At 75.6% G+C, this 24,680-nt stretch carries 24 protein-coding genes and 1 pseudogene; 10 read left to right on the plus strand and 15 right to left on the minus strand.

Translation table 11 applies throughout. The features are described 5' to 3' along the window. Window positions 1-66: 66 nt before the first annotated feature. The 4 genes from ACFY23_RS18895 to ACFY23_RS18910 form a co-directional block, all read right to left on the minus strand. Window positions 67-888, minus strand: coding sequence for a sirohydrochlorin chelatase (locus ACFY23_RS18895; RefSeq protein WP_387036390.1), 822 nt, complete (start codon window positions 886-888; stop codon window positions 67-69). Beyond that, the gene (locus ACFY23_RS18900) at window positions 870-1,655 is read right to left on the minus strand and encodes a phosphoadenylyl-sulfate reductase (protein ID WP_350685554.1); all 786 of its coding nucleotides are present in this window, start codon (window positions 1,653-1,655) and stop codon (window positions 870-872) included. The genes ACFY23_RS18895 and ACFY23_RS18900 overlap by 19 nt, the downstream gene beginning before the upstream one ends. Then, window positions 1,652-1,810: a hypothetical protein gene (locus tag ACFY23_RS18905; RefSeq protein WP_350685555.1), complete on the minus strand. Its 159-nt coding sequence runs from the start codon at window positions 1,808-1,810 to the stop codon at window positions 1,652-1,654. Before ACFY23_RS18905 ends, ACFY23_RS18900 begins: the two co-directional genes overlap by 4 nt. A 67-nt stretch (window positions 1,811-1,877) precedes the next feature. Continuing rightward, a complete protein-coding gene (locus ACFY23_RS18910) occupies window positions 1,878-3,593 on the minus strand; it encodes a nitrite/sulfite reductase (RefSeq protein WP_350685556.1) in 1,716 nt (571 codons plus the stop codon). A gap of 469 nt (window positions 3,594-4,062) precedes the next feature. Between ACFY23_RS18910 and ACFY23_RS18915 the strand changes: the two genes are divergently transcribed. Further along, complete coding sequence (locus tag ACFY23_RS18915; RefSeq protein WP_387036498.1) at window positions 4,063-5,460, plus strand: glycosyltransferase family 39 protein; 1,398 nt, start codon at window positions 4,063-4,065, stop codon at window positions 5,458-5,460. 20 nt (window positions 5,461-5,480) lie between these two features. On the opposite strand, the gene ACFY23_RS18920 is transcribed toward ACFY23_RS18915, so the two are convergent. Both ACFY23_RS18920 and ACFY23_RS18925 read right to left on the minus strand, forming a co-directional pair. Continuing rightward, on the minus strand, window positions 5,481-7,040 hold the full coding sequence (locus ACFY23_RS18920; protein WP_350819005.1) for a histidine kinase N-terminal domain-containing protein: 1,560 nt from the start codon (window positions 7,038-7,040) through the stop codon (window positions 5,481-5,483). 25 nt (window positions 7,041-7,065) lie between these two features. Then, window positions 7,066-8,097, minus strand: coding sequence for an SIS domain-containing protein (locus tag ACFY23_RS18925; RefSeq protein ID WP_350683241.1), 1,032 nt, complete (start codon window positions 8,095-8,097; stop codon window positions 7,066-7,068). Between the two features lie 188 nt (window positions 8,098-8,285). On the opposite strand from ACFY23_RS18925, the gene ACFY23_RS18930 reads away from it, so the two are divergent. Next, window positions 8,286-10,112: a tetratricopeptide repeat protein gene (locus tag ACFY23_RS18930; RefSeq protein WP_350683195.1), complete on the plus strand. Its 1,827-nt coding sequence runs from the start codon at window positions 8,286-8,288 to the stop codon at window positions 10,110-10,112. 6 nt (window positions 10,113-10,118) lie between these two features. Here the strand turns inward: ACFY23_RS18930 and ACFY23_RS18935 are convergent, their stop codons facing one another. Beyond that, window positions 10,119-11,714, minus strand: coding sequence for an MDR family MFS transporter (locus ACFY23_RS18935; protein ID WP_350683197.1), 1,596 nt, complete (start codon window positions 11,712-11,714; stop codon window positions 10,119-10,121). A gap of 110 nt (window positions 11,715-11,824) precedes the next feature. Between ACFY23_RS18935 and ACFY23_RS18940 the strand changes: the two genes are divergently transcribed. Next, on the plus strand, window positions 11,825-12,418 hold the full coding sequence (locus ACFY23_RS18940) for a helix-turn-helix domain-containing protein (RefSeq protein ID WP_350683199.1): 594 nt from the start codon (window positions 11,825-11,827) through the stop codon (window positions 12,416-12,418). A 50-nt stretch (window positions 12,419-12,468) separates the two neighbouring features. On the opposite strand, the gene ACFY23_RS18945 is transcribed toward ACFY23_RS18940, so the two are convergent. Both ACFY23_RS18945 and ACFY23_RS18950 read right to left on the minus strand, forming a co-directional pair. Beyond that, on the minus strand, window positions 12,469-12,978 hold the full coding sequence (locus tag ACFY23_RS18945) for an N-acetyltransferase (RefSeq protein ID WP_350683201.1): 510 nt from the start codon (window positions 12,976-12,978) through the stop codon (window positions 12,469-12,471). Beyond that, entirely contained in the window at window positions 12,975-13,196 is a 222-nt protein-coding gene (locus tag ACFY23_RS18950) for a biotin/lipoyl-binding carrier protein (RefSeq protein ID WP_176737378.1), read from the minus strand. Before ACFY23_RS18950 ends, ACFY23_RS18945 begins: the two co-directional genes overlap by 4 nt. A 375-nt stretch (window positions 13,197-13,571) precedes the next feature. Between ACFY23_RS18950 and ACFY23_RS18955 the strand changes: the two genes are divergently transcribed. After that, window positions 13,572-13,646: a 50S ribosomal protein bL37 gene (locus tag ACFY23_RS18955; RefSeq protein WP_369700219.1), complete on the plus strand. Its 75-nt coding sequence runs from the start codon at window positions 13,572-13,574 to the stop codon at window positions 13,644-13,646. A 104-nt stretch (window positions 13,647-13,750) separates the two neighbouring features. Here ACFY23_RS18955 and rsrA read toward each other — a convergent pair whose 3' ends face one another. The 5 genes from rsrA to ACFY23_RS18980 form a co-directional block, all read right to left on the minus strand. Further along, window positions 13,751-14,038 carry a mycothiol system anti-sigma-R factor gene (gene rsrA / locus ACFY23_RS18960; protein ID WP_350683203.1) on the minus strand — a complete coding sequence of 96 codons (288 nt, stop codon included), beginning with the start codon at window positions 14,036-14,038 and terminating at the stop codon, window positions 13,751-13,753. Window position 14,039: 1 nt separating this feature from the next. Then, window positions 14,040-14,864, minus strand: coding sequence for a sigma-70 family RNA polymerase sigma factor (locus ACFY23_RS18965; RefSeq protein WP_350683205.1), 825 nt, complete (start codon window positions 14,862-14,864; stop codon window positions 14,040-14,042). 258 nt (window positions 14,865-15,122) lie between these two features. After that, entirely contained in the window at window positions 15,123-15,737 is a 615-nt protein-coding gene (locus ACFY23_RS18970) for an alpha/beta family hydrolase (RefSeq protein ID WP_350683207.1), read from the minus strand. Window positions 15,738-15,818: 81 nt separating this feature from the next. After that, window positions 15,819-16,211, minus strand: coding sequence for a WhiB family transcriptional regulator (locus ACFY23_RS18975; RefSeq protein WP_350683209.1), 393 nt, complete (start codon window positions 16,209-16,211; stop codon window positions 15,819-15,821). A 195-nt stretch (window positions 16,212-16,406) separates the two neighbouring features. After that, a complete protein-coding gene (locus ACFY23_RS18980) occupies window positions 16,407-17,117 on the minus strand; it encodes an SOS response-associated peptidase (RefSeq protein ID WP_350683211.1) in 711 nt (236 codons plus the stop codon). A gap of 102 nt (window positions 17,118-17,219) precedes the next feature. Between ACFY23_RS18980 and aroA the strand changes: the two genes are divergently transcribed. From aroA to ACFY23_RS19000, 4 genes and pseudogenes are all read left to right on the plus strand, one after another. Next, on the plus strand, window positions 17,220-18,521 hold the full coding sequence (aroA, locus tag ACFY23_RS18985; RefSeq protein WP_350683213.1) for a 3-phosphoshikimate 1-carboxyvinyltransferase: 1,302 nt from the start codon (window positions 17,220-17,222) through the stop codon (window positions 18,519-18,521). Window positions 18,522-18,686: 165 nt separating this feature from the next. Next, complete coding sequence (locus ACFY23_RS18990; protein WP_350683243.1) at window positions 18,687-19,646, plus strand: ribosome small subunit-dependent GTPase A; 960 nt, start codon at window positions 18,687-18,689, stop codon at window positions 19,644-19,646. Between the two features lie 28 nt (window positions 19,647-19,674). After that, the gene (gene hisN, locus ACFY23_RS18995; protein ID WP_350683215.1) at window positions 19,675-20,493 is read left to right on the plus strand and encodes a histidinol-phosphatase; all 819 of its coding nucleotides are present in this window, start codon (window positions 19,675-19,677) and stop codon (window positions 20,491-20,493) included. Between the two features lie 59 nt (window positions 20,494-20,552). Next, window positions 20,553-21,487: pseudogene (locus ACFY23_RS19000) on the plus strand (hypothetical protein). Here ACFY23_RS19000 and ACFY23_RS19005 read toward each other — a convergent pair. After that, on the minus strand, window positions 21,442-22,641 hold the full coding sequence (locus ACFY23_RS19005; RefSeq protein WP_350683217.1) for a glycosyltransferase: 1,200 nt from the start codon (window positions 22,639-22,641) through the stop codon (window positions 21,442-21,444). The pseudogene ACFY23_RS19000 and the gene ACFY23_RS19005 sit on opposite strands and share 46 nt — an antisense overlap. Before the next feature lie 255 nt (window positions 22,642-22,896). On the opposite strand from ACFY23_RS19005, the gene ACFY23_RS19010 reads away from it, so the two are divergent. Both ACFY23_RS19010 and ACFY23_RS19015 read left to right on the plus strand, forming a co-directional pair. Beyond that, a complete protein-coding gene (locus ACFY23_RS19010) occupies window positions 22,897-23,895 on the plus strand; it encodes an SDR family oxidoreductase (protein ID WP_350683219.1) in 999 nt (332 codons plus the stop codon). A gap of 59 nt (window positions 23,896-23,954) precedes the next feature. Beyond that, window positions 23,955-24,680, plus strand: coding sequence for an ATP-binding protein (locus tag ACFY23_RS19015; protein ID WP_350683221.1), 726 nt, complete (start codon window positions 23,955-23,957; stop codon window positions 24,678-24,680).

Consider the following 24,680-nt stretch of genomic DNA (forward strand, 5'->3'; position numbering starts at 1 on the left):
GGTCCGCCCGCCGGGGCGTCTCGCTGTCCGCACCCCGGTCACCTACCCACCGGGGTGCCCTACCGATCATGAATGGGCTGTGACCCCGGCCACCCGGGCGGTGGCGTCGACGCGCCGCAGGACCAGGTCGGCCAGCTCCGGGGCGTCGGTCAGCGGGGCGGACACCGCCACCGCGCCGGCGTCCCGCGCCGCCGCGGCCACGGCGTCGTGGAAGAGGCCGGGCGCCAGGAAGTACGCCGACACCGCCACCCGCCGGGCACCCCGGGCGCCTAGCCGGGCCACCGCCGCGTCGACGGCCGGCGGGGCGGCCGAGGCGTACGACACCCGGGTGGGCACCCCGAGACCGGCGCACAGCGCGGCGGCCACCCGCCCCACCGACCCGCGCGCCCGGGCGTCCCGCGTGCCCGCGGCGGCGAGCACCAGCCCGTCGAACCGCCCCGGCTCCGCCTCGCGCAACCGCCGGCGCAGGCCCGCCAGCAACCCGCCGTCGACCTCCCCGTCGGCAGGACCGAGCACGTCGGTCACCCGTACCGCGATCGGCGGCCCCGCCGCGCGGGCCGCCGCCACCGCCGCCGGGATGTCCACCCGCCGGTGGTACGCGGCGGTGAGCAGCAGCGGCACCAGCACCGCCCGGGGATGCCCGGCGCCGGCCAGGTCCCGCAGCACGGTGGCGGGTCCCGGCTCGGTGTGGTCCAGCCAGCTCGCCAGCACCGGCGTGCCGGGCCGGGCGGTCGACACCGCCCGGGCCAGCGCGCGGGTCGCCTCGGCGGCCCGCGGATCCCGGCTGCCGTGGGCCACCAGGACCACGGGGTCGGCCGCCCCCCACGGCCCGGGCGCCCCCGGTGCGGGAGCGGCCGGGCCCGGCCCGGTCAGACGTGCAGGCCGCACTCGGTCTTCTCGAACATGGCCCAGCGGCCGGCCCGCGGGTCCTCCCCCGCCTTCGTGCGGCGGGTGCAGGGCCAGCAGCCGATCGAGCCGTAGCCCTGCCGGAACAGCTCGTTCACCGGCACGTTCCAGCGGGCGACGTAGGCGTCCACGTCCGCCTGCTTCCAGGCCGCGATCGGGTTGACCTTGACCTTGCCCCGGCGGGCGTCGAAGGTCACCACCGGCGTGTTCGCCCGGGTCGGCGACTCGTCCCGGCGCAGCCCGGCGGCCCAGGCGTCGTACCCGGCCAGCGCCCGCTCCAGCGGCTCGACCTTGCGGAGCTGGCAGCAGTCGTCGGGGGACTTGTTGAACAGCCGGGGGCCGTACTCGCCGTCCTGCTGGCCGACGGTCAGCCGCGGCCGGATCGACCGGACGTTCACCGGCAGGGTCCGGGCCACCTCGTCGCGGACCTTCAGCGTCTCCGGGAAGTGCAGGCCGGTGTCGAGGAAGACGACGTCCACCCCGGGGGCGACCCGGGAGACCAGGTGGGCCAGCACGGCGTCGGCCATCGAGCTGGTGACGCAGAACCGGTCGCCGAAGGTCTCGGCCGCCCAGCGGGCGATCTCCAGCGCCGGTGCGCCCTCCAGCTCCCGGCCGGCCTCCTCGGCCAGGGCGCGCAGCTCGTCGGGGCCGCGGCGGGCCGGGTCGGCCGGCTTCGGGCCGCCGACGCCGACCAGGCCCAGGTCCGCCGCGGAGACGAGGCCCGCCGGCTCCCCCGTGCCCCCGCTCACCGGGCCACCGCCCGGCTGAGCAGGCCGGTGAACCTCACCGAGAACACCCGGGCGCACGCGTGGCACTCCCAGGCGCCGTGGCCGGCCTCGCTCGGCCGCAGGTCCTCCTCGCCGCAGTAGGGGCAGTACAGCGGCGCGGAACGGGTCTCGCTCATCGCGTCACCCCGCTGTGGCCGACGCCGCGACGGCGCTCCACGACACTCGGCCGGCTGACTCGTTCGCTCATCGGAGTTCCTCCTCGTCGACCCTGATCACCCAGTTGGCGAACGCCTCGCCCGCTTCCCGGCCGGCCAGGTAGCGCCGGGCGAGGCGTTCCACGTACTCCGGAAGCTCCTCGGCGGTGGTCTTCAGGCCGCGCAGCTTGCGGCCGAAGCCGGCGGTCTGCCCCTCGGCCATGCCCAGCCCGCCGCCGAGGTGGACCTGGAAGCCCTCCACCTGACGGCCGTCCGGGCCGACCACCAGCTGGCCCTTCAGGCCGATGTCGGCGACCTGTGTGCGGGCGCAGGCGTTGGGGCAGCCGTTGAGGTGGATGGAGATGTCGGCGTCGAAGTCGCGCAGCCGCTCCTCCAGCCGGGCCACCAGCTCCTCGCCCCGGGCCTTGGTCTCGACGATGGCCAGCTTGCAGTACTCGATGCCGGTACACGCCATGGTGCCGCGCCGCCAGGCCGACGGCTGCGCCTCCAGCCCGATGCCGCGCAGCGCGGTGACCAGGGACTCCGTCCGCTCCGGCGCCACGTCGAGCACCAGCAGCTTCTGGTACGGGGTCAGCCGCACCCGGTCGCTGCCGTGCGCCTCGACGACGTCGGCGAGCCGGGCGAGCTGCCCGCCGGAGACCCGCCCGACCACCGGGGAGGCGCCGACGTAGTTACGCCCGTCGCGCTGCGGGTGCACGCCGATGTGGTCCACCGGCCTGTCGGGAAGCTGCGGGGCCGGCCCGTCGAGCAGGGCGCGGCCCAGGTACTCCTTCTCCAGCACCTCGCGGAACTTCGCCACACCCCAGTCGGCGACCAGGAACTTCAGCCGCGCCCGGTTGCGCAGCCGGCGGTAGCCGTAGTCGCGGAAGATGCCGACCACGCCGGCCCAGACGTCCGGCACCTCGGCCAGGGGCACCCAGACGCCGAGCCGCTGGGCCAGCATCGGGTTCGTGGACAGCCCCCCGCCCACCCAGACGTCGAAGCCCGGACCGTGGTCCGGGTGGTCCACCCCGAGGAACGCGACGTCGTTCGCCTCGTACGGGGTGTCGACCAGCCAGGAGATGGAGGTCTTGAACTTGCGCGGCAGGTTGGAGAACGCCTGGTCGCCGACGTACCGGCGGACGATCTCGTCGACCGCCGGCGTCGGGTCGACCAGCTCGTCGCGGGCGACGCCGGCCACCGGGCTGCCCAGCACGACCCGGGGGCAGTCGCCGCACGCCTCCGTGGTCTGCAGGCCGACGGACTCCAGCCGGCGCCAGATCTCCGGCACATCCTCGATCCGGATCCAGTGGTACTGGATGTTCTGCCGGTCGGTGATGTCGGCGGTGTCCCGGGCGAACTCGCGGGAGATGTCCGCGACCACCCGCAGCTGCGCCAGGCTCAGCTCGCCCCCGTCCACCCGGACCCGGAGCATGAAGAACTCGTCCTCCAGCTCGTGCGGCTCCAGCACGGCCGTCCGGCCGCCGTCGATGCCCGCCTTGCGCTGGGTGTAGAGCCCCCACCAGCGGAACCGGCCGCGCAGGTCCTGCGGGTCGATGGAGGCGAAGCCGCGGTGGGCGTAGATGTTCTCGATCCGGGCCCGCACGTTCAGCGGGTCGTCGTCCTTCTTGATCCGCTCGTTGGCGTTGAGCGGCTCGCGGTGGCCGAGCGCCCACTGGCCCTCGCCGCGCGGGCGGCGCGGGGCCCGGGCCGGTCGGGGGGCCGTCGGATCGCCGGCCCGGGCCGGGATGCTGCTGACCGCCATGGCGGCGTCCTCCGTTGTCTGGGGGGTGCCTCAGGATGCGCGGACGCGGCGGCCGGCCCGTGGGAACGGGCTGGAGACAACGGTGTCGGAACAGCCGGCGCGGGGGCGCGCCCGAGACAGATTGGTCGGGCGTCGTCAGTGGGCCGGACAGATGGCGCTGCGCACGCGGCCGTAGTCGACGTGGCGGCGGGCCACGAAGCGTCGGACGACGGCGGCGGTCATGGAGTCATGCTGCCACACCCGGCGGGGGCCGGCCAACGAGCGCGTGCGTGATCCCACATCACGGGCGACGCGCCCGTCACCGCGCGGCGCGGCGACCCCGGCGGCTGATCGGTGGACCGGCACAACGGCACGGCCCGGCTGTGTGACGCTGCGGTATGTGACCGGTTCTTCTGATTTGTCGGCCGACGGCACGCGCCGGCTGACCGCGCCGCCGGCGCCCGCCGGCGCCCCGGTCCACGCGGGCCGGCTGGTCTGGCTCGGCCCGACGCTGGTGACCCTGGCCGTCGTGCTGGCCGGGATCGGCCACGCCCAACCGTGGCGCGACGAACTGGCCACCTGGAGCGCGGCGACCCGGTCGCCCGGGGACCTGATCCGGCTCGCCGGCACCATCGACGCCGCGACGGGCCCGTACTACCTGCTCATGCACGCCTGGGTGGCGCTCGCCGGCGACTCGGTCACCGCGCTGCGGCTGCCCGCCGCACTGGCCATGGCCGCCACGGCCGGAGCGACCGCCGTACTCGGGCAGCGGCTGGTCGGCACCCGGGCGGGGCTGCTCGCCGGGCTGTTCCTCGCGATGCTCCCGGGCACCTCGCGGTACGGCCAGGAGGCCCGTCCGTACGCGCTGGCCGCGTTCTTCGCGGTGCTGGCGACCCTGCTGCTGGTGACGGCGCTGCGCCGGCCCGGGTGGGCGCGCTGGGCCGGGTACGCCGCCGCCGTGGCCGCCCTCGGGCTGACCCACCTGGTCGCGCTCACCCTGCTCGCCGCGCACGCGGTGGCGGTGCTCACCGCCCGCCGCGAGGGGCCTGCGAGCCGCCCGCTGCGCTGGGTGCTCGCCCTGGTGCCCGCCGCGCTGCTGGTGACCCCGCTGGTGCTGCTGGCCAGGGGCCAGCGGGCCCGGCAGCTCGACTGGGTGGACACGGTCCGGCCGACCGACCTGACGGCGCTGCCGGGCGGGGTGGCGCAGAGCGGCGTGGTGGGCGGGCTGCTGGTCGGCCTCGCCGCGCTCGGGGCGGCCCGGCTCGGCCGGCGTGCCCTGCTGCCCGGGTGCGCCGTGCTGCTGCCGGTGCTGCTGCTCTTCACCGCCGGCCTGGTCGTGCCCCTCTGGGTGCCCCGCTACCTGTTCTTCGTCGTGCCGTTCGCTTGCCTGCTGGCCGGCGCGGCGCTCGCGACGGTGCCGCTGCCGCCCGCGTTGGCGGTGGTTGCCCTGGCCGGGCTGCTCGGCCTGCCGGACCAGGCGGCGCTGCGGCGTACGCACGAGTGGCCGCGCAGCGCCCCGGTCGACTACCGCGGGGCGGCCCGGGTCGTCGCCGACGGCCAGCGGCCCGGCGACGCCGTCGTCTACTCGCCCCGGGAGAGCTGGCTCTTCCTCGACCTCGGCCTCGGCTACCACCTGGGCGACCGCCGCCCCCGGGACGTGCTGGCGACCGAGGACCAGGCCCGCCGGGGCGACCTGTGGGCCGCCGAGTGCGCCCAGCCGGCCGGGTGCCTGGCCGGCACGCAGCGGGTCTGGCTGATCGTGGCCGGCCGCCGCGACGACCCGCTGGCCGCCGTGCCGGGCGCCAAGGGCGACGCGCTACGCGCCGGCTACACCGTCGAACGGGTCTGGCACCGCCCCGGCCTGACCGTCGCGCTGCTCACCCGCTGACCCGTCCCGCCCGCGGCGGGTCAGCCGGCGGCGCGGCCCTCCGGGGCGCTGCGGGCCAGCGGCACGACGAGCGTCGCCTCGGTGCCGCCGTTCACGCCGTCGCGCAGCTCGATGGTGCCGCGCAGCTCGCCGGTCACCAGCGCCCGGACGATCTGCAGACCGAGGTTGCCGCCCCGCTCGGCGTCGAAGTCGGGCGGCAGCCCGCGCCCGTTGTCGGTCACCGAGACGTGCAGCATCTTCCGGAACCGGTGCGCCGACACCACCACCTCGGGCGCCGCGCCGACGGTGCCGGCCGCGGCCGGCGCGGCGGCCGCGTCGGCGGCCGGCGGGAAGCCGTGCTCGACGGCGTTGAGCAGCAGCTCGTTGAGGACCATCACCAGCGACGTGGCGACCTCGGCGGGGAGCACCCCGAAGCTGCCCGTCCGCCGCATCCCGACCGTCGACTCGGCCGCCGCCACCTCGGTCGCCGCGCTGGCCACCCGGTCCACGATGCCGTCGAACTCGACCGCCTCGTCGCTGGACAGGGAGAGGGTCTCGTGCACCAGCGCGATGGAGGCGACCCGGCGTACCGACTCCTCCAGGGCGACCCGCGCCTCCGGCATGGACACCCGGCGGGCCTGGAGGCGCAGCAGGGCGGCGACGGTCTGGAGGTTGTTCTTCACCCGGTGGTGGATCTCCCGGATGGTGGCGTCCTTGGTGATCAGGGCGCGGTCCCGGCGGCGCACCTCGGTGATGTCCCGGACCAGCACCAGCGCGCCGATCGGCACCCCGGCGGGCATCAGCGGCAGCGCCCGGGTGAGCATCGTCGCGCCGCGGGCGTCGATCTCCCGGCGGGGCGGCGCCTCGCCCCGCAGCGCGGCGAGGATGCCGTTCGCCGCGTCCGTCCCCTCCAGCGGGTCGCCGGCCAGCCGGCGGTGCAGCGCCGCCAGGTCCTCGCCCACCAGGTGCGAGGCGTAGCCGAGCCGCCGGTACGCCGACTGCGCGTTCGGGCTGGCGTAGGTGACCTTGCCGCCGGCGTCGAGCCGGACCAGCCCGTCGCCGACCCGGGGCGCCGAGGTGGTCTCCCCCGGGTGGCGCGGCGGCGGGAAGGTGCCGTCGGCGATCATCTGCGCCAGGTCGTCGGCGGTGGTGAGGTAGTTCAGCTCCAGTTGGCTCGGGGTGCGCGCGGTGGAGAGGTTGGTGTCCCGCCCGACCACGGCGACCACCTCGCCGGCCTCGCCGTCCGCCGTACGCAGCCGGACGGGGATCGCCTCGTGCCGGGCGGGCACGTCGCCGTACCAGACCGGGTCGCCCTCCCGCCAGATCCGGCCCTGCCGGTGGGCCACCTCCAGGTGGGCCACCTCCGGCCCGCCGACGATCCGCCCCACCTGGTCGTCCAGGTACGCGGTGGGGGCGGTCGTCGGCCGGACCTGGGCGACGCAGAGGAACGTCCCGTCACCGTCGACGGGCACCCAGAGCAGCAGGTCGGCGAAGGACAGGTCGGACAGCAACTGCCAGTCGCCGGCGATCCGGTGCAGGTGGTCGATGTCGGCCGGACGGAGGCGGGTGTGCTCCTCGGCGAGGTCGCGCAGCGTGGACACGCTGACCAGCGTGCCACGCCGGGCGTCACATCGTCGCGGTGACCTTCTTCAGCCCCCGCGGCGCGTCCGGGTCCTCGCCCCGGGCCAGCGCCAGCGCCAGCGCCAGGCGCTGCAACGGCAGGATGTCGAGCAGCGGGGCGTACCGCTCGTCGACCTCGGGGACGGCCATCCGGGTGGCGCCCTCGACGTCGGCGGAGCCGACCACCACCACGTCGGCGCGGCGCTCGCCGAGCCGGGGCAGCACCTCGCCCATCGACCGGCCGCCCGGCCCGGAGCCGACCACGGCGAGCACCGGCACGTCGGGGTCGGTCATGGCGAGCGGGCCGTGCAGCAGGTCGGCGCCGGAGAACGCCAGCGCCGGCAGGTAGGAGGTCTCCATCAGCTTCAGCGCGGCCTCCCGGGCGGTCGGGTACGCGTATCCCCGGCCGGTGGTGACGAGCTGGCCGGCGAACCGGTAGCGGGGCGCGAGCTGGGTCGGGGTGGGGTCGTCCAGGGTGCGGGCGGCCAGCTCGGGCAGGGCGGCGAGCGCGTCACGCTCGTCGGCGGGCAGCGTGCCGTCGCCGGCCCGGACGCCCTCGACGAGCATCAGCAGGGCGAGCAGCTCGGCGGTGTACGTCTTGGTGGCGGCCACCGCGCGCTCGTGCCCGGCGGCGATGTCGACGCTCAGCTCGGCGACGCCGGCCAGCGGGGAGTCGGGCGCGTTGGTGACGGCCAGGGTCAGCGCGCCCGAGGCGCGGGCGGTGCGCAGCACCTCGGCGAGATCCGGTGAGCCGCCGCTCTGGCTGACGCCGACGACCAGCGCGTCGGAGAGGTCCGGGCGGGCGCCGTAGACGGTGACGGCGCTGGGCGAGGCGAGCCCGGCGGGCAGGCCGAGCCGGATCTCGGTCAGGTACGCCCCGTAGAGGGCGGCGTGGTCGGAGGTGCCCCGGGCCGTGAAGACCACGTGCCGGGGTCGGCGCTCCGCGATGACCGCCGCCACCCGGGCGATCGCCCCGGCGTGTTCGGCGGAGAGCAACCGGGCGTAGCCCGCCGGCTGCTCGTCGATGTCGGCGGCCATGCCAGCCCCTGCACGCGTCACGGAAACTCCTCCCACTGCGCGGTTGCCGCGCGTTTCCTGCTCAGTCTTGCATCTTTGATCTGATCAGAGCAATCGAACGAGCAGGACTGCGCAGTGGATCACCACGTCGGTGCAACATCACCTACGCTTGCCCGGCCCACCGGAGCACCGACGAGCGAGAGGACGACGTGGCCGAGGACGACCGGGCGCTGCCCGCGGCGGAGGAGCTTGCCCTCGCCCGGCTCGCCATGGACTCCGGCGACCTGGAGCACGCGGCCGGGCACGTCGCCGCCGCGCTCGCCCAGGCCCCGACCCTGCCCGAGGTGCACGAGACGCTCGCCCGGCTCGCCGCCGCCGACGGCGCCGGCGGCGTGGACCTCTTCCCGCTGCACCGCCACGCCTTCGTCGGCGCCGTCGTCGCCCGCGCCCACCTGCTGGCCGCCACCGGCCGGCCCGCCGAGGGACTGGACCTGCTGGTCGCCGCGACCGGGCACGCCCCGGGGACGGACTGGGCCGGGGTGCCCTGGGTGACCGCCCCGGAACTCGCCGAGCGCCTCGAACCGGACCGCACCGCCCGCATCCTGATGCAGGTCTGCGCCGCCGTGCCCGACCCGGCGCCCCGGGCCGACCGGGCGGCCCTGGCCCCCTACCTGACGCTGGCCCGCAACGCGGTCACCGTCCACGCCGAGCACGGCCTGCTGCTGGGCGCGGCGTCCGCGCTGGCCCGGCGGGTCGGCGAGGTCGACCTGGCGATCCGCTGGGCCGCCCGGGGCGTACGCGCGGAGCCGTCGAAGATCGGCGAGGTGTGGCTCGGGTACGCGTACCGCAGCGGCGGCCGCACCCGGGAGGCGCTGGCGGCACTCGGCCGCGCCGTCGCGCACGACCCCGACGACCTCGCCGTGTACGCCGACATCGCCGGCACCCTGGCCGACATCGGACGGCTCGACGAGGCGCTCGACTGGATCGACCGGGCCCTCGCCCGGGATCCCACCTTCGACTGCGCCGTGCACACCGCCCACCGGCTGCGCCACCAGCGCGACGGCGACGTGGCGCACCTGGTCGCGCTCGCCGACTTCGTCCGTGACCACCCCGACGACTCGCACGAGCACGGCGACCTGGCCGAGTGCTGCCGCGGCCGGGCCTGGCTCGGGCAGGTGACCCCGGCGACCGGGACGGTGGTGGACGCGCTGCGTCGGGCCGTCGCCGACGACCACGGCGGCGTCGGCGCCGCCGTGCTGCTGGACTCACCCGCGCCGCCGAGCGCGCTGCGTACCGCCGCCACGACCGCGCCGGCGATGCGGGTCGAGGTGGCCGGCGTGCCGGAGCCGGACCCGCGCGAGCCCCGGCGGGCGGACGCCCGCCAGCTCTGGCGCTGGGACGGGGCGACGGTCGCGCCCGCGGTGCCGGCGCCCTCGGCGGAGGCGGCCGCGAAGCTGCGGCAGCTCGCCCACCCGGCGTGGCCGCACCCCCCGGCGGCGTACGACGCGGCGGTCGGCCTGGCCACCCTGGACCTGGCCGATCTGGTGGGCCTGCTGGCGCACCCGCCGGACGCGCCGCGCACCGCCCTGGGCCAGGTGCTGGGGCAGGACCCCTCGCTCTGGGTGCGCTGCGTCCAGGTGTGGGCCTGCCTCGGCCTGCTGCACCACCGCACCGACGAGCCGTGGGCGACCTCGACGCGCCGCCGGGTGCTGCTGGACCTCGTCTGGGGCGTCGAGGACTGGGTCACCGAGGCGGCCCTGTTCGCCATGGTTACCGCCGCCTGGGTCGACCCGGAGGTCCGCCCCGACGTGGCGCGGGTGGTGGCCGAGCGGCTGGCCGACCTCGCGGCGGTGGCGCGGCTGCGCCCGGTGCCCATCGCGGCCTCCCTCGCCCATCTGGCCCTGGCGACGCCGGCCCTGGACGCGGAGACGGCGGCCCTGGCGACCTCCCTGGTCGCCACCCCTCTGGTCCCCCGCCCCCGCGCCGGGCTTCACCGCCTCTGGCGCCGCCTCACCAGCCCCTTCCGACGGCGCTGAGGCGGGTCAGGAGACGGGGGCCTTGCCGAGGGCGGCCTCGGCCTGCTCCTCGCCGGCGCCCTGCGGGGCCGGCGGCTCGTTGGCGGTCCGCAGCGGGATCTCCCTGACGAACCAGGCCAGCACCGGCACCGCCACGGTGAACAGCACGGCCCACCAGAAGACGTGCGAGATCGCGTCGGCGAGGCCGCCGAGCACCAGCTCACGGGCCTGCGTCGGCAGTTCCTTGAGCTTCGCCAGGTCCATCGCCGCGCCGGCCTCGCCGCCGCCGCTGAAGGCGCCGCCGGCCGGGGAGTCGGCCAGCCGGTTGGCGAAGATCGCGCCGAACAGCGAGATGCCGAACGAGCCGCCGATCGAGCGGAAGAAGGTGGCGGCGCCGCTCGCCGCGCCCAGGTCCTTCTGCGCCACGCTGTTCTGCGCGATGAGCATCGAGGTCTGCATGAGGAAGCCCATGCCGACGCCGAGCACGACCATGTAGAGCGAGGACTCCAGCTTGCCGGTGTGCAGGTCGAGCAGGGTCAGCAGCGCCATGCCCACGGTCATCACCACGCCGCCGACGATCGGGTAGATCCGGTACCGCCCGGTCTTCGTGATCGCCCGGCCGACCACCAGCGAGACCACCAGCATGCCGAACATCAGCGGGAGCAGCAGCAGCCCGGAGTTCGTCGCCGAGGCGCCCTGCACGGTCTGCTGGTACAGCGGCAGGAAGTTCATCGCGCCGAACATCGCGAAGCCGAGCAGGAAGCCGATCACGGAGATCAGCGCGAAGTTGCGGTTGGCGAAGAGCCCCAGCGGCAGGATCGGTTCGGCGGCCCGCCGCTCGACCAGACCGAAGACCACCAGCGCGACCACGGCGAGCGCGGCCAGGCCGAGGATCTGCGGCGACACCCACGCGTACTCGTTGCCGCCCCAGGTGGTGATGAGCACGATCGCGGTGATGCCGACCGACAGCAGCCCGGCGCCGAGCCAGTCGATCCGGTGCTCGGTGCGGTACCTCGGCAGATGCATGGTCGTGGCGAGGACCAGCAGCGCGACGCCGCCCAGCGGCAGGTTCACGTAGAACGCCCAGCGCCAGGAGAGGTGGTCGGTGATGAAACCGCCGACCAGCGGGCCGGCCACCATGGCGATGGCCATGATGCCGGCGATCATGCCCTGGTAGCGGCCCCGCTCCCGGGGCGGCACCAGGTCGCCGATGATCGCCATCACGCCGACCATCAGGCCGCCGGCGCCGAGGCCCTGCACCGCCCGGAAGGCGATCAGCTCGACCATGCCGTCGCCCGGCCCGCCGAGCAGGTCGGAACCGGCCATTCCGCACAACGCCGAGCCGACCAGGAAGACGACCACCGAGGTGAGGAAGACGGACTTGCGACCGTAGAGGTCGCCCAGCTTGCCCCAGATCGGGGTCGAGACCGTCGTGCCCAGCACGTACGCCGTCACCACCCAGGTGAAGTGGTCGAGCCCGCCGAACTCGCCCACGATCCGGGGTAACGCCGTGCTGACGATCATGTTGTCGAGCATCGCCAGCATCATGGCGATCATCAGACCGAAGAGGACGACCCGCACGTTGGGTCGCGCTGGTGCCTGTGCCTGGCCTGCCTGCGTCATGGGTAAGCTCCCCCGAGATGTGCCGCACTTACTTGCCGCCCGGCTAGTTAACTTACTAGCCGCACGGTAAGTTGGGCGGCAGGACCGGTCAAGCGAATTGGGTGGTACGCGTGAGGGAGAGCACAGGCGGCACGCGGGAGCGCATCAAGTCCGTCGCGCTGGAGCTCTTCACCGAGCAGGGGTACGAGAAGACCTCGCTACGCGAGATCGCCGAGCGGCTGAACGTGACGAAGGCCGCGCTCTACTACCACTTCAAGAGCAAGGACGAGATCGTCACCAGCGTCGTCGAGGACCGGCTCGAGCGGATGGACGCCCTCATCGCCTGGGCCGAGTCGCAGCCGGCGAGCCTGGCCACGCGGCGCGCCGTGATCGGCCGGTACGCCGACGCCATGTTCACCGGCGACGAGCCGTCGGTGATGCGGTTCTTCGAGCAGAACCAGACGGTGCTGAAGAGTCTCGCCGCCGGGCAGCAGATGCGCGGCCGGATGCTGCGGCTGGCCGAGATGCTCTGCCGGGGAGACGACTCGCCCGCCGCGCAGCTCCGCGCGATCCTGTCGCTCTTCGCCGTGCACAGCAGCTGGTTCGCGATCCGTACGCCGGACATCACCGACACCGAGCGGCGGAAGCTCGCGCTGGAGATGGCCGACGAGCTGCTCGCCCCCATCGGGACCGGGCCCGACGCCGCCGCGACGGAGGCGCCCTGACGCCCGCCGGTCCCAGCGACCGGCGCCAGGCCCGCCTGGTCCGGGCCGGCTCAGGAGGCGGTGAGTTCCAGCCGGAGACCGAGCAGTCGCACCCCGGCGAGGGGTGACCAGTCCAGCTCCGGCACTCGCACGAAGCCCCGGCGCTGGTAGAGCCGCTGGGCGGAGGCGGCGAAGCCGCTGCGGACGCAGATCACCACCGCCGAGCAGCCCAGCTCTCCCGCCCGTGACACGCACGCCTCGACCAGGGCCACGCCGACGCCCCGGCCCTGCGCGGCCGGGTCCACGGCCAGCATCCGGAACTCCGCCTCGCCCGGCCGGGACAGCTCCGCGTACGGCGTGCCGGGAAGGACGAAGGTCACCGAGCCGAGCGCCGCGCCGGTCTCCTGGTCGACGGCGACCAGGACCTCGCCGTGCTCCGCCCGGCCCGCCACGTCGGCGAGCACGGCGGCGTAGCCGTGCTCCCCCTTGAGCTGGCCGTCGGCCTCGTACGCGGCGACCGTCAGCCGGGCCACCGCCGCGAAGTCGGCCGGCCCGGCCCGCCGCACCGAGAGGCCGGTCAATCGATCACCGCGATGAGGTCGCCGTCCTGCACGACGTCACCCTCGTTGACCGCGAGCTGCTTGACGACACCGTCGGACTCGGCGACGACCGGGATCTCCATCTTCATCGACTCCAGGATCACCAACGTGTCCCCCTCGGACACGGTGTCCCCGGCCGACGCGACGACCTTCCAGACGTTCGCCACCATCTCGGCGCGGATCTCCTCGGCCATCTCCACGGCCCCTTCCCTCGCGTTTGCCTGCCGACGTATCCAATCATGCGGACCCCCCGCCGGGGGCGTGGAGCGGTCGCGTCCGGATAGTCCACTGTCGGTCGGGCGTGCCGCGGCGTCCCCACCGGCCGGGACGCGGCGACGCCGGGAGACGGCGACGGGCGGCGACGCCGAAGAGGCGGGCGACGGCGACGGGCGGCGACGCCGGGGAGGCGGGCGGCGTGTCGCGCGGCGCGGCGTACGGCCGACGGCCCCGGCGCACGACGGCGCGCGGTGGCGGCACTAGCATCAGCGGGTCGGACCCCGGCGCCGGGAGGACCGGTGCGTGCACCGGCGCCGAGGTCGTGCGCAGGCGGATCCGACCATCACGAGGAGGTCACCATGGCGAAGAAGGCCCGGAAGAAGAAGGCCCGTAAGAAGAGCGGCGCCAACCACGGCAAGCGCCCCAACTCCTGACCGGCGGCCGGGCCCACGGTCCGGCGTCGATCAGCCAGCGAAAAGCCGGTGGCCCGGGTCGTCTCCGACCCGGGCCACCGGCGTTGCTGTCGGTGCCGCCGACCTCAGTCGGCCAGCTCCCGCGACTCGCTGTTCTCGAACACGACCAGCTCGGTCAACCGGACCCGGAGCCGCTCCCGCAACTCGTCGGGCGCGGTCTCGTTGCCGCAGCAGCGGGCGACCAGCGCCCTCACCTCCTGCTCGATGCCGTACTCGCGCAGGCACGGCCCGCACTCGTCGAGGTGGTAGCGGATCAGCGTGCGCCGCTCCTCGGCGCACTCCAGATCCAGGTAGAGGTAGACCTCCGCCAGCACCTCACGGCAGTCCGTCTCGTGCGGTTCCCCACAGCTCACGTCACACCTCCCGGCCGGCGGCAGCGGTTGAGCCCTTCTTCGACGACGCGGAGGTGAAGCCCCGCTCCGCGGCGTACTGCTCGAGCAGCTTGCGCAGATTACGTCGACCCCGGTGCAGTCGCGACATCACCGTGCCGATCGGCGTGCCCATGATGTCGGCGACCTCCTTGTAGGAGAAGCCCTCGACGTCGGTGAGGTAGACGGCCAGGCGGAACTCCTCCGGCAACTGCTGGAGGGCCTCCTTGACGTCGCTGTCCGGCAGCCGGTCCAGCGCCTCGGTCTCGGCCGAGCGCAGCCCGCTGGAGGTGTGCGACTCGGCCTCGGCGAGCTGCCAGTCGGTGATCTCGTCGGTCGGCGCCTGGACGGGCTGGCGCTGCCGTCGCCGGTAGGAGTTGATGTAGGTGTTGGTCAGGATCCGGTAGAGCCAGGCCTTCAGGTTCGTGCCCTGCTCGAACTGGTGGAAGGCGGCGTACGCCTTCAGGTAGGTCTCCTGGACCAGGTCCTCCGCATCCGCCGGGTTGCGGGTCATCCGCAGGCCGGCAGCGTAGAGCTGATCGACGAAGGGCATTGCGTCCCGCTCGAAGCGGGCCCTGCGCTCGTCCGTCTTTTCGGTGGTCAACCGCACATCCCCTCGCGTCGGATGCTTTCCCGCCGAGGATACGCGCACGAGCCTGCCCACAGATTCACTTCCGGCGGGTGTGCTGGTGCTCACCGCGGCCACGCCGACCGGCGGCGCCGTCGCCGGCCAGTCCGGAGCCCCCAGCAACTGTCGCAGCTGCCGCGCTCCCCGCTCGTCCCGTTCCCGGGCCTGCGTCTCGATCGGCACCCGGTCACCCCCTCGCCAGAAATGTCGTCCGGGGGGTGCAACGCGCACGGACGGGCAGGACATTCCGGCCGGGCCTCCCGTTCCTGGCCCCGGCCCCGGCGGGACGCCGACGCTGGGACCAGGAAGGGCCTGGGAGGACCGGCGCCGCCGCCCGAACCGGGCATCCGGCGCCATCCGATGCAACGACCCGCCGCGGCCACCGGACACGGCCGGCCGGAGCGCCGCCCCTCCCCCGGCGCGCGTCGTCGCCCGCCGGGATCAGGCCCGCGCCCAGCCCCGGTCGCGCAGCCAGTCGCGCACCACCGCGGCCGTGCCGGTCGGATCGCCCCGCAGGTCGTGCCGCTCCCCGGGACGGGTGACCACGCGCACCGCGGGCCCCGGATCCGGCACCCCGAACGGGTCGCGGTCGCCGTTGACCACCAGGGTCGGCAGGCCGGTCCCCAGTTCCGCCGCCCGGGACCGCTCCGGGCGGCCGGGCGGATGCAGCGGGAACGCGAGCGCGACGACGCCGGCGGCGCCGACCGCCCGCGCGGTGCGGCAGGCCACCCGCGCGCCGCTGGATCGCCCACCCACCAGCAGGGGTACGCCGGGATGCCGTTCCCGCAGCACGGCGAGCACGGCGGTCCACGCCTCGTCGAGGTGCCCGGCCGGGGCCGGGGCGCGCCGGCCGGCCACCCGGTACGGCTGCGTCACCCGGGCCACCACCAGGCCCGCGCCGGTCGCCGCGTCGCGGAGCGCGAGCAGGTCGGGAGCGTCGACGTCACCGCCCGCGCCGTGGCCGAGCGCCAGCACGGCGGTCGGCGGCCCGGCCGGCAGGTCGGTGGCGACCCGGGCGGGCCCGCGCGGGGTGGGTAGCTCGTCGGTCTCGGGCACCCGCCCATTCTCGGACGTCCGGGACGCGACGCGGGGCCGGCCCGCGCGATCGCGGACCGGCCCCGGCCGGTCGGTCGACGGTCAGCTCAGCGGCACCAGCGTGAGCAGGCGGTCCCGGACCGGCGGACCCGCCTCGTCGGCGGCGTCCGGATCCGGTTGCACCTCGTCGCGCCAGGCGACCAGCATCGCCCGCCGCTCGCGCGGGGTCGTGCCGCCCCAGACGCCGTGGCAGTCACCCACGTCCAGCGCCCAGGCCAGGCAGGAGCCCTGCACGTCACAACTTCGGCAGAGCGCGACAGCCGCGTCGGCCGGCTCGTTCGGCGCCGGAAAGAACGTTTCCGGGTCGACACTCTGGCAGGTTCCTCTGGTCCGCCACGCCTCGTCCTGCCGCCGCTCCCGCAACGCCCGCAGCAGTCGCGGATCTCGTCGTGCGGCGGCCACCTCGTGCGGGCGGGGCATGCGTGCCCGTGTCATCCACCCACCTCCCCCGTGGGACCGGCAAGATCGGTGAGCGTCGTCCGCCCCGTGCGAGTCGCGCCCACTACCGGCGCTGTGTTCTATCGCACTTCCGGACACGGAGACAAGCCTCTACGGCAAATACGGGTAAACAAGCAGGCGACGTTTCATCCGCAACTCTGGCAAATCACGCCCGACAATGTGCCGGCACTGTCAGAAGAGCGTCATTTCCTCCGGCGCGGCGGCGCGGGCGACCGGCACCCTGGCGGTCAGCTCCGGCCCGTCGTTGCGCACGTCGCCCACCGCCGGCCCCACTGGGCGGACCTCCAGCCCGGCCAGCCAGTCGAGCGGGGGCGGGGCGAGCAGGCCCGCCGGCTCGTCGGTGGCCGCCAGCCACGACCCCCACCGCTGCCGGGGCAGCAGCAGCGGCATGCGCTCGTGCACCTCGGCCAGCTCGCCGAGCGCGGCGGTGGTCAGCACGCTGCACGTCAGCAGGGGGCCATCGGGGCCCTCCCAGACCGACCAGATGCCGGCGAAGGCGAGCACCGAGCCGTCCAGCGGAGTCATGTAGTACGCCTGCTTGCCCCCGCCGGGCGAGCGGACCCACTCGTACCAGCCGTCGGCCGGGACGAGGCAGCGGCGGCGGGCGAACGCTCCGGCGTACGCCCGGCTGGTGGCGACCGTCTCGGCGCGGGCGTTGATCATGCGGGCGGCGCCGGCGGGCGACCGGGACCAGGCCGGCACCAGCCCCCAGCGCCCGACCGACAGCGCGCGGTGGCCCTCCGGGCTGACCCGCACCAGCGGCACCGGGTCGGTGGGCGCGACGTTGTGGTCGGGGCCGAGCCGGCCGCCGGTCTCGTCGTGGGACTCGAACAGCGCGCTCAGGTCACCCGCGCTCCGGGTCGTCGCGTACCTCCCGCACATGCCGCACACGCTAACCCGCCGGGCGTCGCCCGGCTGTCCCGCTGACCGGGAGCCGGGACGGTGGCCGGGGTCATCCACCGGCGGACACGGCAGAATGTAACCGTGGGGAACCTGACCGCGACCCGGCCGCCGCAGCCGTGGACCGCTCCGACCGCCTCCGACCCGGTGGCGGCCACGCTCCGCCTGCCCGGCTCCAAGTCGATGACCGCCCGCGCCCTGGTGCTGAGCGCGCTGGCCAGCGGTCCCTCGACGCTGGCCGGGCCGCTGCGCGCCCGGGACACCGAGCTGATGGCCGCCGGGCTGCGCGCGCTGGGCGCGCACATGTCGATCAGCGACGACGAGCGCTGGCTGGTCCGGCCGCACCCGCTGGTCGGCCCCGCGCACGTCGACGTCGGGTTGGCCGGCACGGTGATGCGCTTCGTCCCGCCCGTGGCCGGCCTGGCCGACGGGCGGATCACCTTCGACGGCGACCCGCAGGCCCGCATCCGGCCGCTCGGCCCGCTGATCGGCGCGCTGCGCTCCCTCGGCGTACGCGTGGACGCCCCCGCCACCGGCAGCCTGCCGCTGACCGTGCTCGGCGCGGGTCGGGTGGCCGGCGGCGAGGTGGTGATCGACGCCTCGGCCTCCAGCCAGCTCGTCTCCGGGCTGCTGCTGGCCGCCCCGCGCTTCGACCGGGGCGTCGTGGTCCGGCACGTGGGCCCGCCGGTGCCCTCCGCGCCGCACCTGCGGATGACGGTGCAGATGCTCCGGGCCGCCGGGGCGGCGGTCGACGACGGCACCCCCGATGTCTGGGCGGTCGAGCCGGGCCCGCTGAGCGGGCGCGGCTGGGAGATCGAGCCGGACCTGTCCGGGGCGGTGCCGTTCTTCGCCGCAGCGCTGGTCACCGGCGGCGAGGTGACCCTCCAGGGCTGGCCGCGCAGCAGCGCGCAGCCCGTCGAGCAGCTCCGCTCGCTGCTGCACCGGATGGGCGGCGAGGTGACCCTCTCCACCGCCGGGCTGACCGTCCGGGGCACCGGCGCGGTGCACGGCCTGGACGCCGACCTCTCCGACGTCAGCGAGCTGACCCCCGCGCTGACCGCGCTGGCGATGCTCGCCGACTCGCCGTCCCGGTTCACCGGCGTCGGCCACATCCGGGGTCACGAGACCGACCGGCTGACCGCGCTGGCGCGGGAGTTCACCGCGCTCGGCGCGGACATCACCGAGTCCCCCGACGGGCTGGAGATCCGGCCCCGGCCGCTGCGCGGCGGGGTGTTCGAGACCTACCACGACCACCGGATGGCGCACGCCGCGGCGGTGGCCGGCCTGGCCGTGCCGGGCATCGAGCTGAGCGACGTGGCGTGCACCTCGAAGACCATGCCCGAGTTCCCGGCACTATGGTCGGCGATGGTGACCGGCAAGAGCTGACACGACGGGGGGCGGGTCCTGGCGACCAGACGGCGGGAGTACGACGAGGACGACGTCCGGGTCCGACCCGGGAAGTCGTCGCGCCCGCGTACGCGCACCCGCCCCCGGCACGAGAACGCCGTCGACGGCTTCGTGACCGCCGTCGACCGGGGCCGCTACACGTGCGTGCTGCCCGACGCCGGGCCGGACGCGCCCACGGTCACCGCCATGCGGGCCCGGGAGCTGGGCCGCAAGTCGGTGGTGGTCGGCGACCGGGTCGGCCTGGTCGGGGACACCTCCGGCACGGCCGGGGCGCTGGCCCGGATCGTCCGGATCGCCGAGCGGACGTCGGTGCTGCGGCGCACCGCGGAGGACGACGCGACCACCGCCGAGGGGCGGCTGGAGCGGGTGGTCGTCGCCAACGCCGATCAGTTGGTGATCGTCAGCGCGCTGGCCGACCCGCCGCCGCGCACCGGGTTCATCGACCGCTGCCTGGTGGCCGCGTACGACGCCGACATCGAGCCGCTGCTCTGCCTGACCAAGGCCGACCTGGCCGGTCCCGAGGGGGTGCTCGGCTACTACGCCGAGCTGGAGCTGCCGTACGTGCTGATCCGGCCGGACTCCGACCTCGACGCCCTGCGCAGCCTGCTCGCCGGCCGGATCTCGGTCATGGTGGGGCACTCCGGGGTGGGCAAGTCGACGCTGGTGAACCGGCTGGTGCCGGACGCCGCGCGGGCGGTCGGCACGGTCAGCGCGATCGGCCGGGGCCGGCACACCTCCACGAGCGCGGTGGCGCTGCGCCTGCCCCCGTTGCCGGACCGCGACGGCGGCCCACGGCAGCCCCAGCCCGGCGCGTCTCCCACCGCGCCGCGCCCCGGAGCCGCCGCCGGCTGGATCGTCGACACCCCGGGGGTGCGCAGCTTCGGGCTGGCCCACGTCTCCGCCGACAGCCTGCTGCACGGCTTCCCCGATCTGGTGGAGGGCACGGTCGACTGCCCCGCCAACTGCCCGCACACCGCCGAGACCCCCGACTGCGGGCTCGACGCCTGGGTGGCGGCCGGCAAGGCCGACCCGCGCCGGCTGGCCTCGTACCGCCGGCTGCTCGCCTCCCGGGCGGGCGAGGTCGACCCGCCCGCCGGGTCGTGACGCCCGGGCCGTCGGTAGGTTGGGGCACGTGACCGGGTACGCCGACGACCTCGCCCTCGCCCACCTGCTCGCCGACGCCGCCGACGCCGTCTCCACGGCCCGGTTCCGGGCGCTCGACCTGCGGGTCGACGCGAAGCCCGACCTGACCCCCGTCTCCGACGCGGACACCGCCGTGGAGCGGGAGATCCGGGCGCTGCTGGCCGCGCACCGGCCAGCCGACGGCCTGCTCGGCGAGGAGTACGGCGAACAGCCGGCCAGCGGCCCGGACGGCCGGCGCTGGGTGGTCGACCCGATCGACGGCACGAAGAACTTCATCCGCGGCGTGCCCGTCTGGGCCACCCTGATCGCGCTGCTGGAGGGGGACCGCCCGGTCGCCGGCCTGGTCTCCGCGCCGGCGCTGGGCCGCCGCTGGTGGGCGGCGCTCGGCGAGGGCGCGTACGCGGGGCCGGACGCCGCCGGCGGCGCACCCATCCGGGTCTCCGGCGTCCGGGACCTGGCCGACGCGAGCTTCTGCTACTCGTCGCTGACGGGCTGGGAGTCCGCCGGCCGGCTGGACGCGATGCTCCAGCTCATGCGGGACACCTGGCGCAGCCGGGCGTACGGCGACTTCTACGGCTACATGCTGCTCGCCGAGGGCGCGCTGGACGTCATGGTGGAGCCGGAGCTGTCGCTGTGGGACGTCGCCGCGCTGGTGCCGATCGTCACCGAGGCGGGCGGGACGTTCACCGACCTGGCCGGCCGGCCCGCGCCCTCGGGCGACGCCGGCACCGAGAGCAGCGCGGTGGCCAGCAACGGCCCGCTGCACGCCGACATCCTCGCCCGGCTGGGTCGGCCAGCCGAGCACTGACCTTCCGCAACCTCTATCCTCGCCAGGTGGTCTCCTCCGGCTGGTGTTTCCTCGCGGCGATGATCGTCGCGTACGGCGTCGCCAACCTGCTCCAGTCGGTCGCCGCCGCCCGCACCACCGTGCACCACACCTTCGATCCGGGGCTGCTGCTGCGGCTGGCCAGCCACCGCACCTACCTGGTCGGGCTGGCCTGTCAGGTGGCCGGGTTCGTACTCGCCTTCCTGGCCCGGCGGGACCTGCCGCTCTTCCTGGTGCAGTCCAGCGTCGCCGCCGGGCTCGGGGTCACCGCCCTGCTCGGCGTGCTGGTGCTGAAGTGGCGCCTGCCGGCGGCCGAGGTGGCCCTGCTGGTGCTGCTCTTCGCCGGGATCTCCGCGTTGGTGCTCTCCGCCCGGCCCGCGCCGTCCAAACCGCTCGGCACCGCCGGCATGATCGCCCTGGCGGCGGTGCTCGGCGTGATCGCGGTGCTCGGCTTCTTCGCCGTACGCCTGCACGGGGCGCCGGGCTCGGTGGCGCTCGGCTCGCTGGCGGGGCTGGCGTTCTCCGCCGCCGCGGTGGCCGCCCGCCCGCTGGCCTCGGCCTCCACGGCGGAGGCGTTCGTCCGGGATCCGCTGCTCTACCTGCTGATCGCGCACTCGATCGTCGGCCAGTTGCTGCTCGGCCTGGCCATGCAGCGGGGCTCCACCACGGCCGCCGTGGCCGCGATGGACGCCGCCGGGGCGGTGCCCGCGGCGATCGTCGGCCTGCTGCTGCTCAACGACAAGATCTGGCCCGGCCGGGAGTGGCTCGCCGCGACCGGCTTCCTGGTCACCCTCGCCGCGGTCATCGGCCTCACCCGGTACGCCGAGCCGCAGCACCACCACGCGGTGGCCGGGGCCCGGGACCGGGCCGTGGCCGGCGTCGGCGCCCCCGGCCGCCCGCTCTGAGGCACGGGGCCGGCGGGCTGCTCCCTCAGGCCGCCTCGACCGGCTTGCGGCGGCGCACCACCCGCTCGTAGAGCCGCTCCAGCGCGCCCGCCGTCCGCTCCCAGGTGTAGCTGCACCGCACCCGGTCCACGGCGGCGTGCCCGTACGCGAACCGCCCGGCGTTGTCGGAGAGCAGCCGGCGCAGGGTCACGCCGAGGGTGCGCACGTCGCCCGGCGGCACCAGCCGCCCGGTGACCTCGTCGACCACCGCGTCGGCGATCCCGCCCATGGCGTAGCCGACCACCGGCACGCCGCAGGCCATCGCCTCCAGCGACACCCGCCCGGCGGACGAGTAGTGCGGGGTGCAGGCGACCACGTCGGCCGAGCGGTACCAGGTGGCCATCTGCTCGTGCGGCACCGCGCCCACCAGCGTCACCTGGTCGGCCACCCCGTTCCGCTCGGCCAGCTCGCGCAGGCGGCGGGCCTCGGCGTGGTGGGCGAGCTGCTCGGCGGGCGGGCCGCCGGCGATCACCAGCTCGGCGTCGCCGACGAGCCGCATCGCCCGGATCAGGTCCTCCTGGCCGTGCCCGGCCGACAGCCCGACGGAGAGGATCCGGGCCCGCTGGTCGCGGGGGGCGGCCTCGCCGTCGGGGTGGAAGTACTCGGTGTCGACGCCGGCCGGCACCATCGCCACGGAGGCGCGTTGCAGCCCCATCCGGGTCAGCTCGTCGACCTCGTCGTTGCACTGGGCGACCGCGATGTCCACCGCCCGGGTCAGCGCCCGCTCCAGCGGGATCCGCTCCCCCGGGCCGTCGTACTGGCGGCCGAGGTGGCGCAGCTGCTCGACGCCGAGGGAGTGGAAGGTCTGCACCACCGGGAGGTCGGTCTCGCGCACCGCGTGCGCCGCGGCCAGCCCGCCGATCCAGTAGTGCCCGTGCACCACCTCCGGCTGCCAGTCGCCGGCCCACCGGTCGGCCAGCCAGGTGCCGAACTCGGCCACGTACGGGACCAGCTCGGCGGTGGGGATCGGGGCGGCCGGGCCGACGGGCACCCGCTCCACCCGGTAGCCGTCGACCGTCGCCGTGTCCGGCAGGCCCGGGTCGTCGCGTCGTGCGTACACCCGGACGTCGTGGCCCCGCGCGGCCAGTTCGGCGGCGACCCTCGCGATGTGCTGGTGGGTGCCGACGGTCGGAGCGTCGGCACGCCTGGGCGGGCCGGCGTGCGCGCAGACGAGGCCGACGCGCATGGGTCACCTCCATGCGATCTTCTCGAGCGGTGGTCCTCGGTCAGAGGGTCCCATTAACCAGACCCCCGGGAGCCGAAACCTGGCAGATCGGGAAGAGCCCGGCGGGTACTTGCGCGACGGCAAGCGTCCGGGCCGGTCGTTTCACCGGTCGCCGACGGCAGTCGTCCCGGCCGGGCGGGTCACGGGTCGCGCACCGATCGTCATCCGACCCGGAATCGGTCGCATGACCCCTGCCAGCCGGGGTACCGCCCAGGAATGCCTCTCACCCGCAGCCTCGCCGACGCCACCGTGGTGCTCACCGGCGCCTCCAGCGGGATCGGCACGGCCACGGCGTACGCCCTCGCCCGACGCGGCACCGCCGTCGTGCTCGCCGCCCGCAGCGAGCCGGCCCTGCGGCAGGTCGCGCAGCGGTGCCGGGAGCTGGGCGGCCGGGCACTGGTCGTGCCCACCGACGTGACCGACCCGGCGGCCGTCGAGCGGCTCGCCGCCCGCGCGGTGGCGGAGTTCGGCCGGATCGACGGGTGGGTCAACAACGCCGCGGTCAGCGCCGTCGGGCTCTTCGACGAGATCCCGGTGGCGGAGTTCCGCCGGGTGCTGGAGGTGAACCTGCTCGGCGCCGCGTACGGCACCCGGGCCGCCCTGCCCCACCTCGGCGCGGCGGGGGGCGGGGTGGTGGTCAACAACGCCTCGGTGCTGGCCGAGGTGGCAATGCCCTACCAGTCGGCGTACAACGCCACGAAGCACGGCATCCGCGGCCTGGCCGACACGGTCCGCCAGGAGCTGCGGGTCACGGGGCGGGGCAACATCTCGATCTGCACGGTGCTGCCGGCCACCATCGACACCCCGTTCTTCCGGCACGCCGCCAACCACAGCGGGCGGGAACTGGTGCCGCCGCCCCCGGTCTACCCGCCGGAGGTGGTGGCGGAGACGATCGTCCGGATGCTGCGCCGGCCGCGGCGCGAGGCGTACGCCGGTGGGGCCGCCCGGCTGATCGGCCTGCAGTGGCGGCTCGCCCCGGCGCTGGCCGAACGGGCCCTCGGCTGGTACACCCACCGCACGCAGTTCGGGCCGACCCCGCGGCTGGACAGCACCGGCAACGTCTTCCAGGCCGACGCGGCGGCCCGGCGCGACGGCGGCTGGCACGGCCGGCGACGGCACCTGGTGCGGATGACGGCCGCCTTCGGGCTGGCGGCGGCGGGAACGGCCGTCGGGACGGTGGCGGCGATGGCCCGCCGGGCGCGGACGGACCGCTGATGCGCCGGGCCGAGCGGAGCGGTGCGGGGCCCGGCCCGGGAGGGCACAATGGGACGATCATGCCGACCGACGTGCGCTGCCGGGTGGAGGCGGACGAGTCGTCCGCGGTGGTCCGGCTGACCGGCCTCCTCGACCGGCCCGAGGTCGGCACCGTGCGCGCCGGGCTGCTCGCCCGGCTCTGCGACCGGCCCGGCCCGGTGGTGGCCGACCTGACCCGCCTGGAGATGCCCGACCCGGCCGCCCGGGGCGTCTTCGCGGAGGTGCGCCGGGAGGTCCTCGACTGGCCCGCCGCCGACCTGCTGCTCTGCGACCCGACCGGCACCGTCGACGGCGTGCCCGCCTGGCCGACCCTGACGGGGGCGATGGCCGGGCTGGCCGCCGCGCCGATGGCCGCGGTGGTCAGCGCCGACTTCCCACCCGCCGTGGAGGCCGCCCGGGAGGCCCGACGCCTGGTCACCGAGGGCTGCCACCGCTGGGGGCTGGACGAGCTGGCCGAGCCGGGGTGCATCGCGGTCACCGAGCTGGTCGGCAACGTGGTCGCCCACGCGCACACCGCGATGACGGTGCGGCTGGCCCCCCGCGACGACACCCTGCACCTCGCCGTGCGCGACCACTCGACGCGACAGCCGGCCTTCGCCGGGCCGGCGCCGGTGGACACCGTCGGCGGGCGCGGCCTGCTGCTGATCGACACCGTCGCCCACCGCTGGGGCAGCAGCCGGGTGCCGGACGGCAAGGTCGTCTGGTGCGTCCTGTACGCCGCGGACGAGGTCGGCCTCGGCGGCTGA

The sequence above is a fragment of the Micromonospora sp. NPDC000121 genome (genome assembly GCF_042899165.1).
Classification (GTDB): Bacteria; Actinomycetota; Actinomycetes; order Mycobacteriales; family Micromonosporaceae; genus Micromonospora.

What these genes read in the sequence shown, in the direction of transcription:
- ACFY23_RS18905 (WP_350685555.1), bottom strand. Translation starts at nt 1,810, where the DNA reads ATGAGCGAGACCCGTTCCGCGCCGCTGTACTGCCCCTACTGCGGCGAG.
- ACFY23_RS18910 (WP_350685556.1), bottom strand. Translation starts at nt 3,593, where the DNA reads ATGGCGGTCAGCAGCATCCCGGCCCGGGCCGGCGATCCGACGGCCCCC.
- ACFY23_RS18925 (WP_350683241.1), bottom strand. Translation starts at nt 8,097, where the DNA reads ATGGCCGCCGACATCGACGAGCAGCCGGCGGGCTACGCCCGGTTGCTC.
- ACFY23_RS18935 (WP_350683197.1), bottom strand. Translation starts at nt 11,714, where the DNA reads ATGACGCAGGCAGGCCAGGCACAGGCACCAGCGCGACCCAACGTGCGG.
- ACFY23_RS18975 (WP_350683209.1), bottom strand. Translation starts at nt 16,211, where the DNA reads ATGACACGGGCACGCATGCCCCGCCCGCACGAGGTGGCCGCCGCACGA.
- ACFY23_RS18980 (WP_350683211.1), bottom strand. Translation starts at nt 17,117, where the DNA reads ATGTGCGGGAGGTACGCGACGACCCGGAGCGCGGGTGACCTGAGCGCG.
- ACFY23_RS19005 (WP_350683217.1), bottom strand. Translation starts at nt 22,641, where the DNA reads ATGCGCGTCGGCCTCGTCTGCGCGCACGCCGGCCCGCCCAGGCGTGCC.
- ACFY23_RS19010 (WP_350683219.1), top strand. Translation starts at nt 22,897, where the DNA reads ATGCCTCTCACCCGCAGCCTCGCCGACGCCACCGTGGTGCTCACCGGC.
- ACFY23_RS19015 (WP_350683221.1), top strand. Translation starts at nt 23,955, where the DNA reads ATGCCGACCGACGTGCGCTGCCGGGTGGAGGCGGACGAGTCGTCCGCG.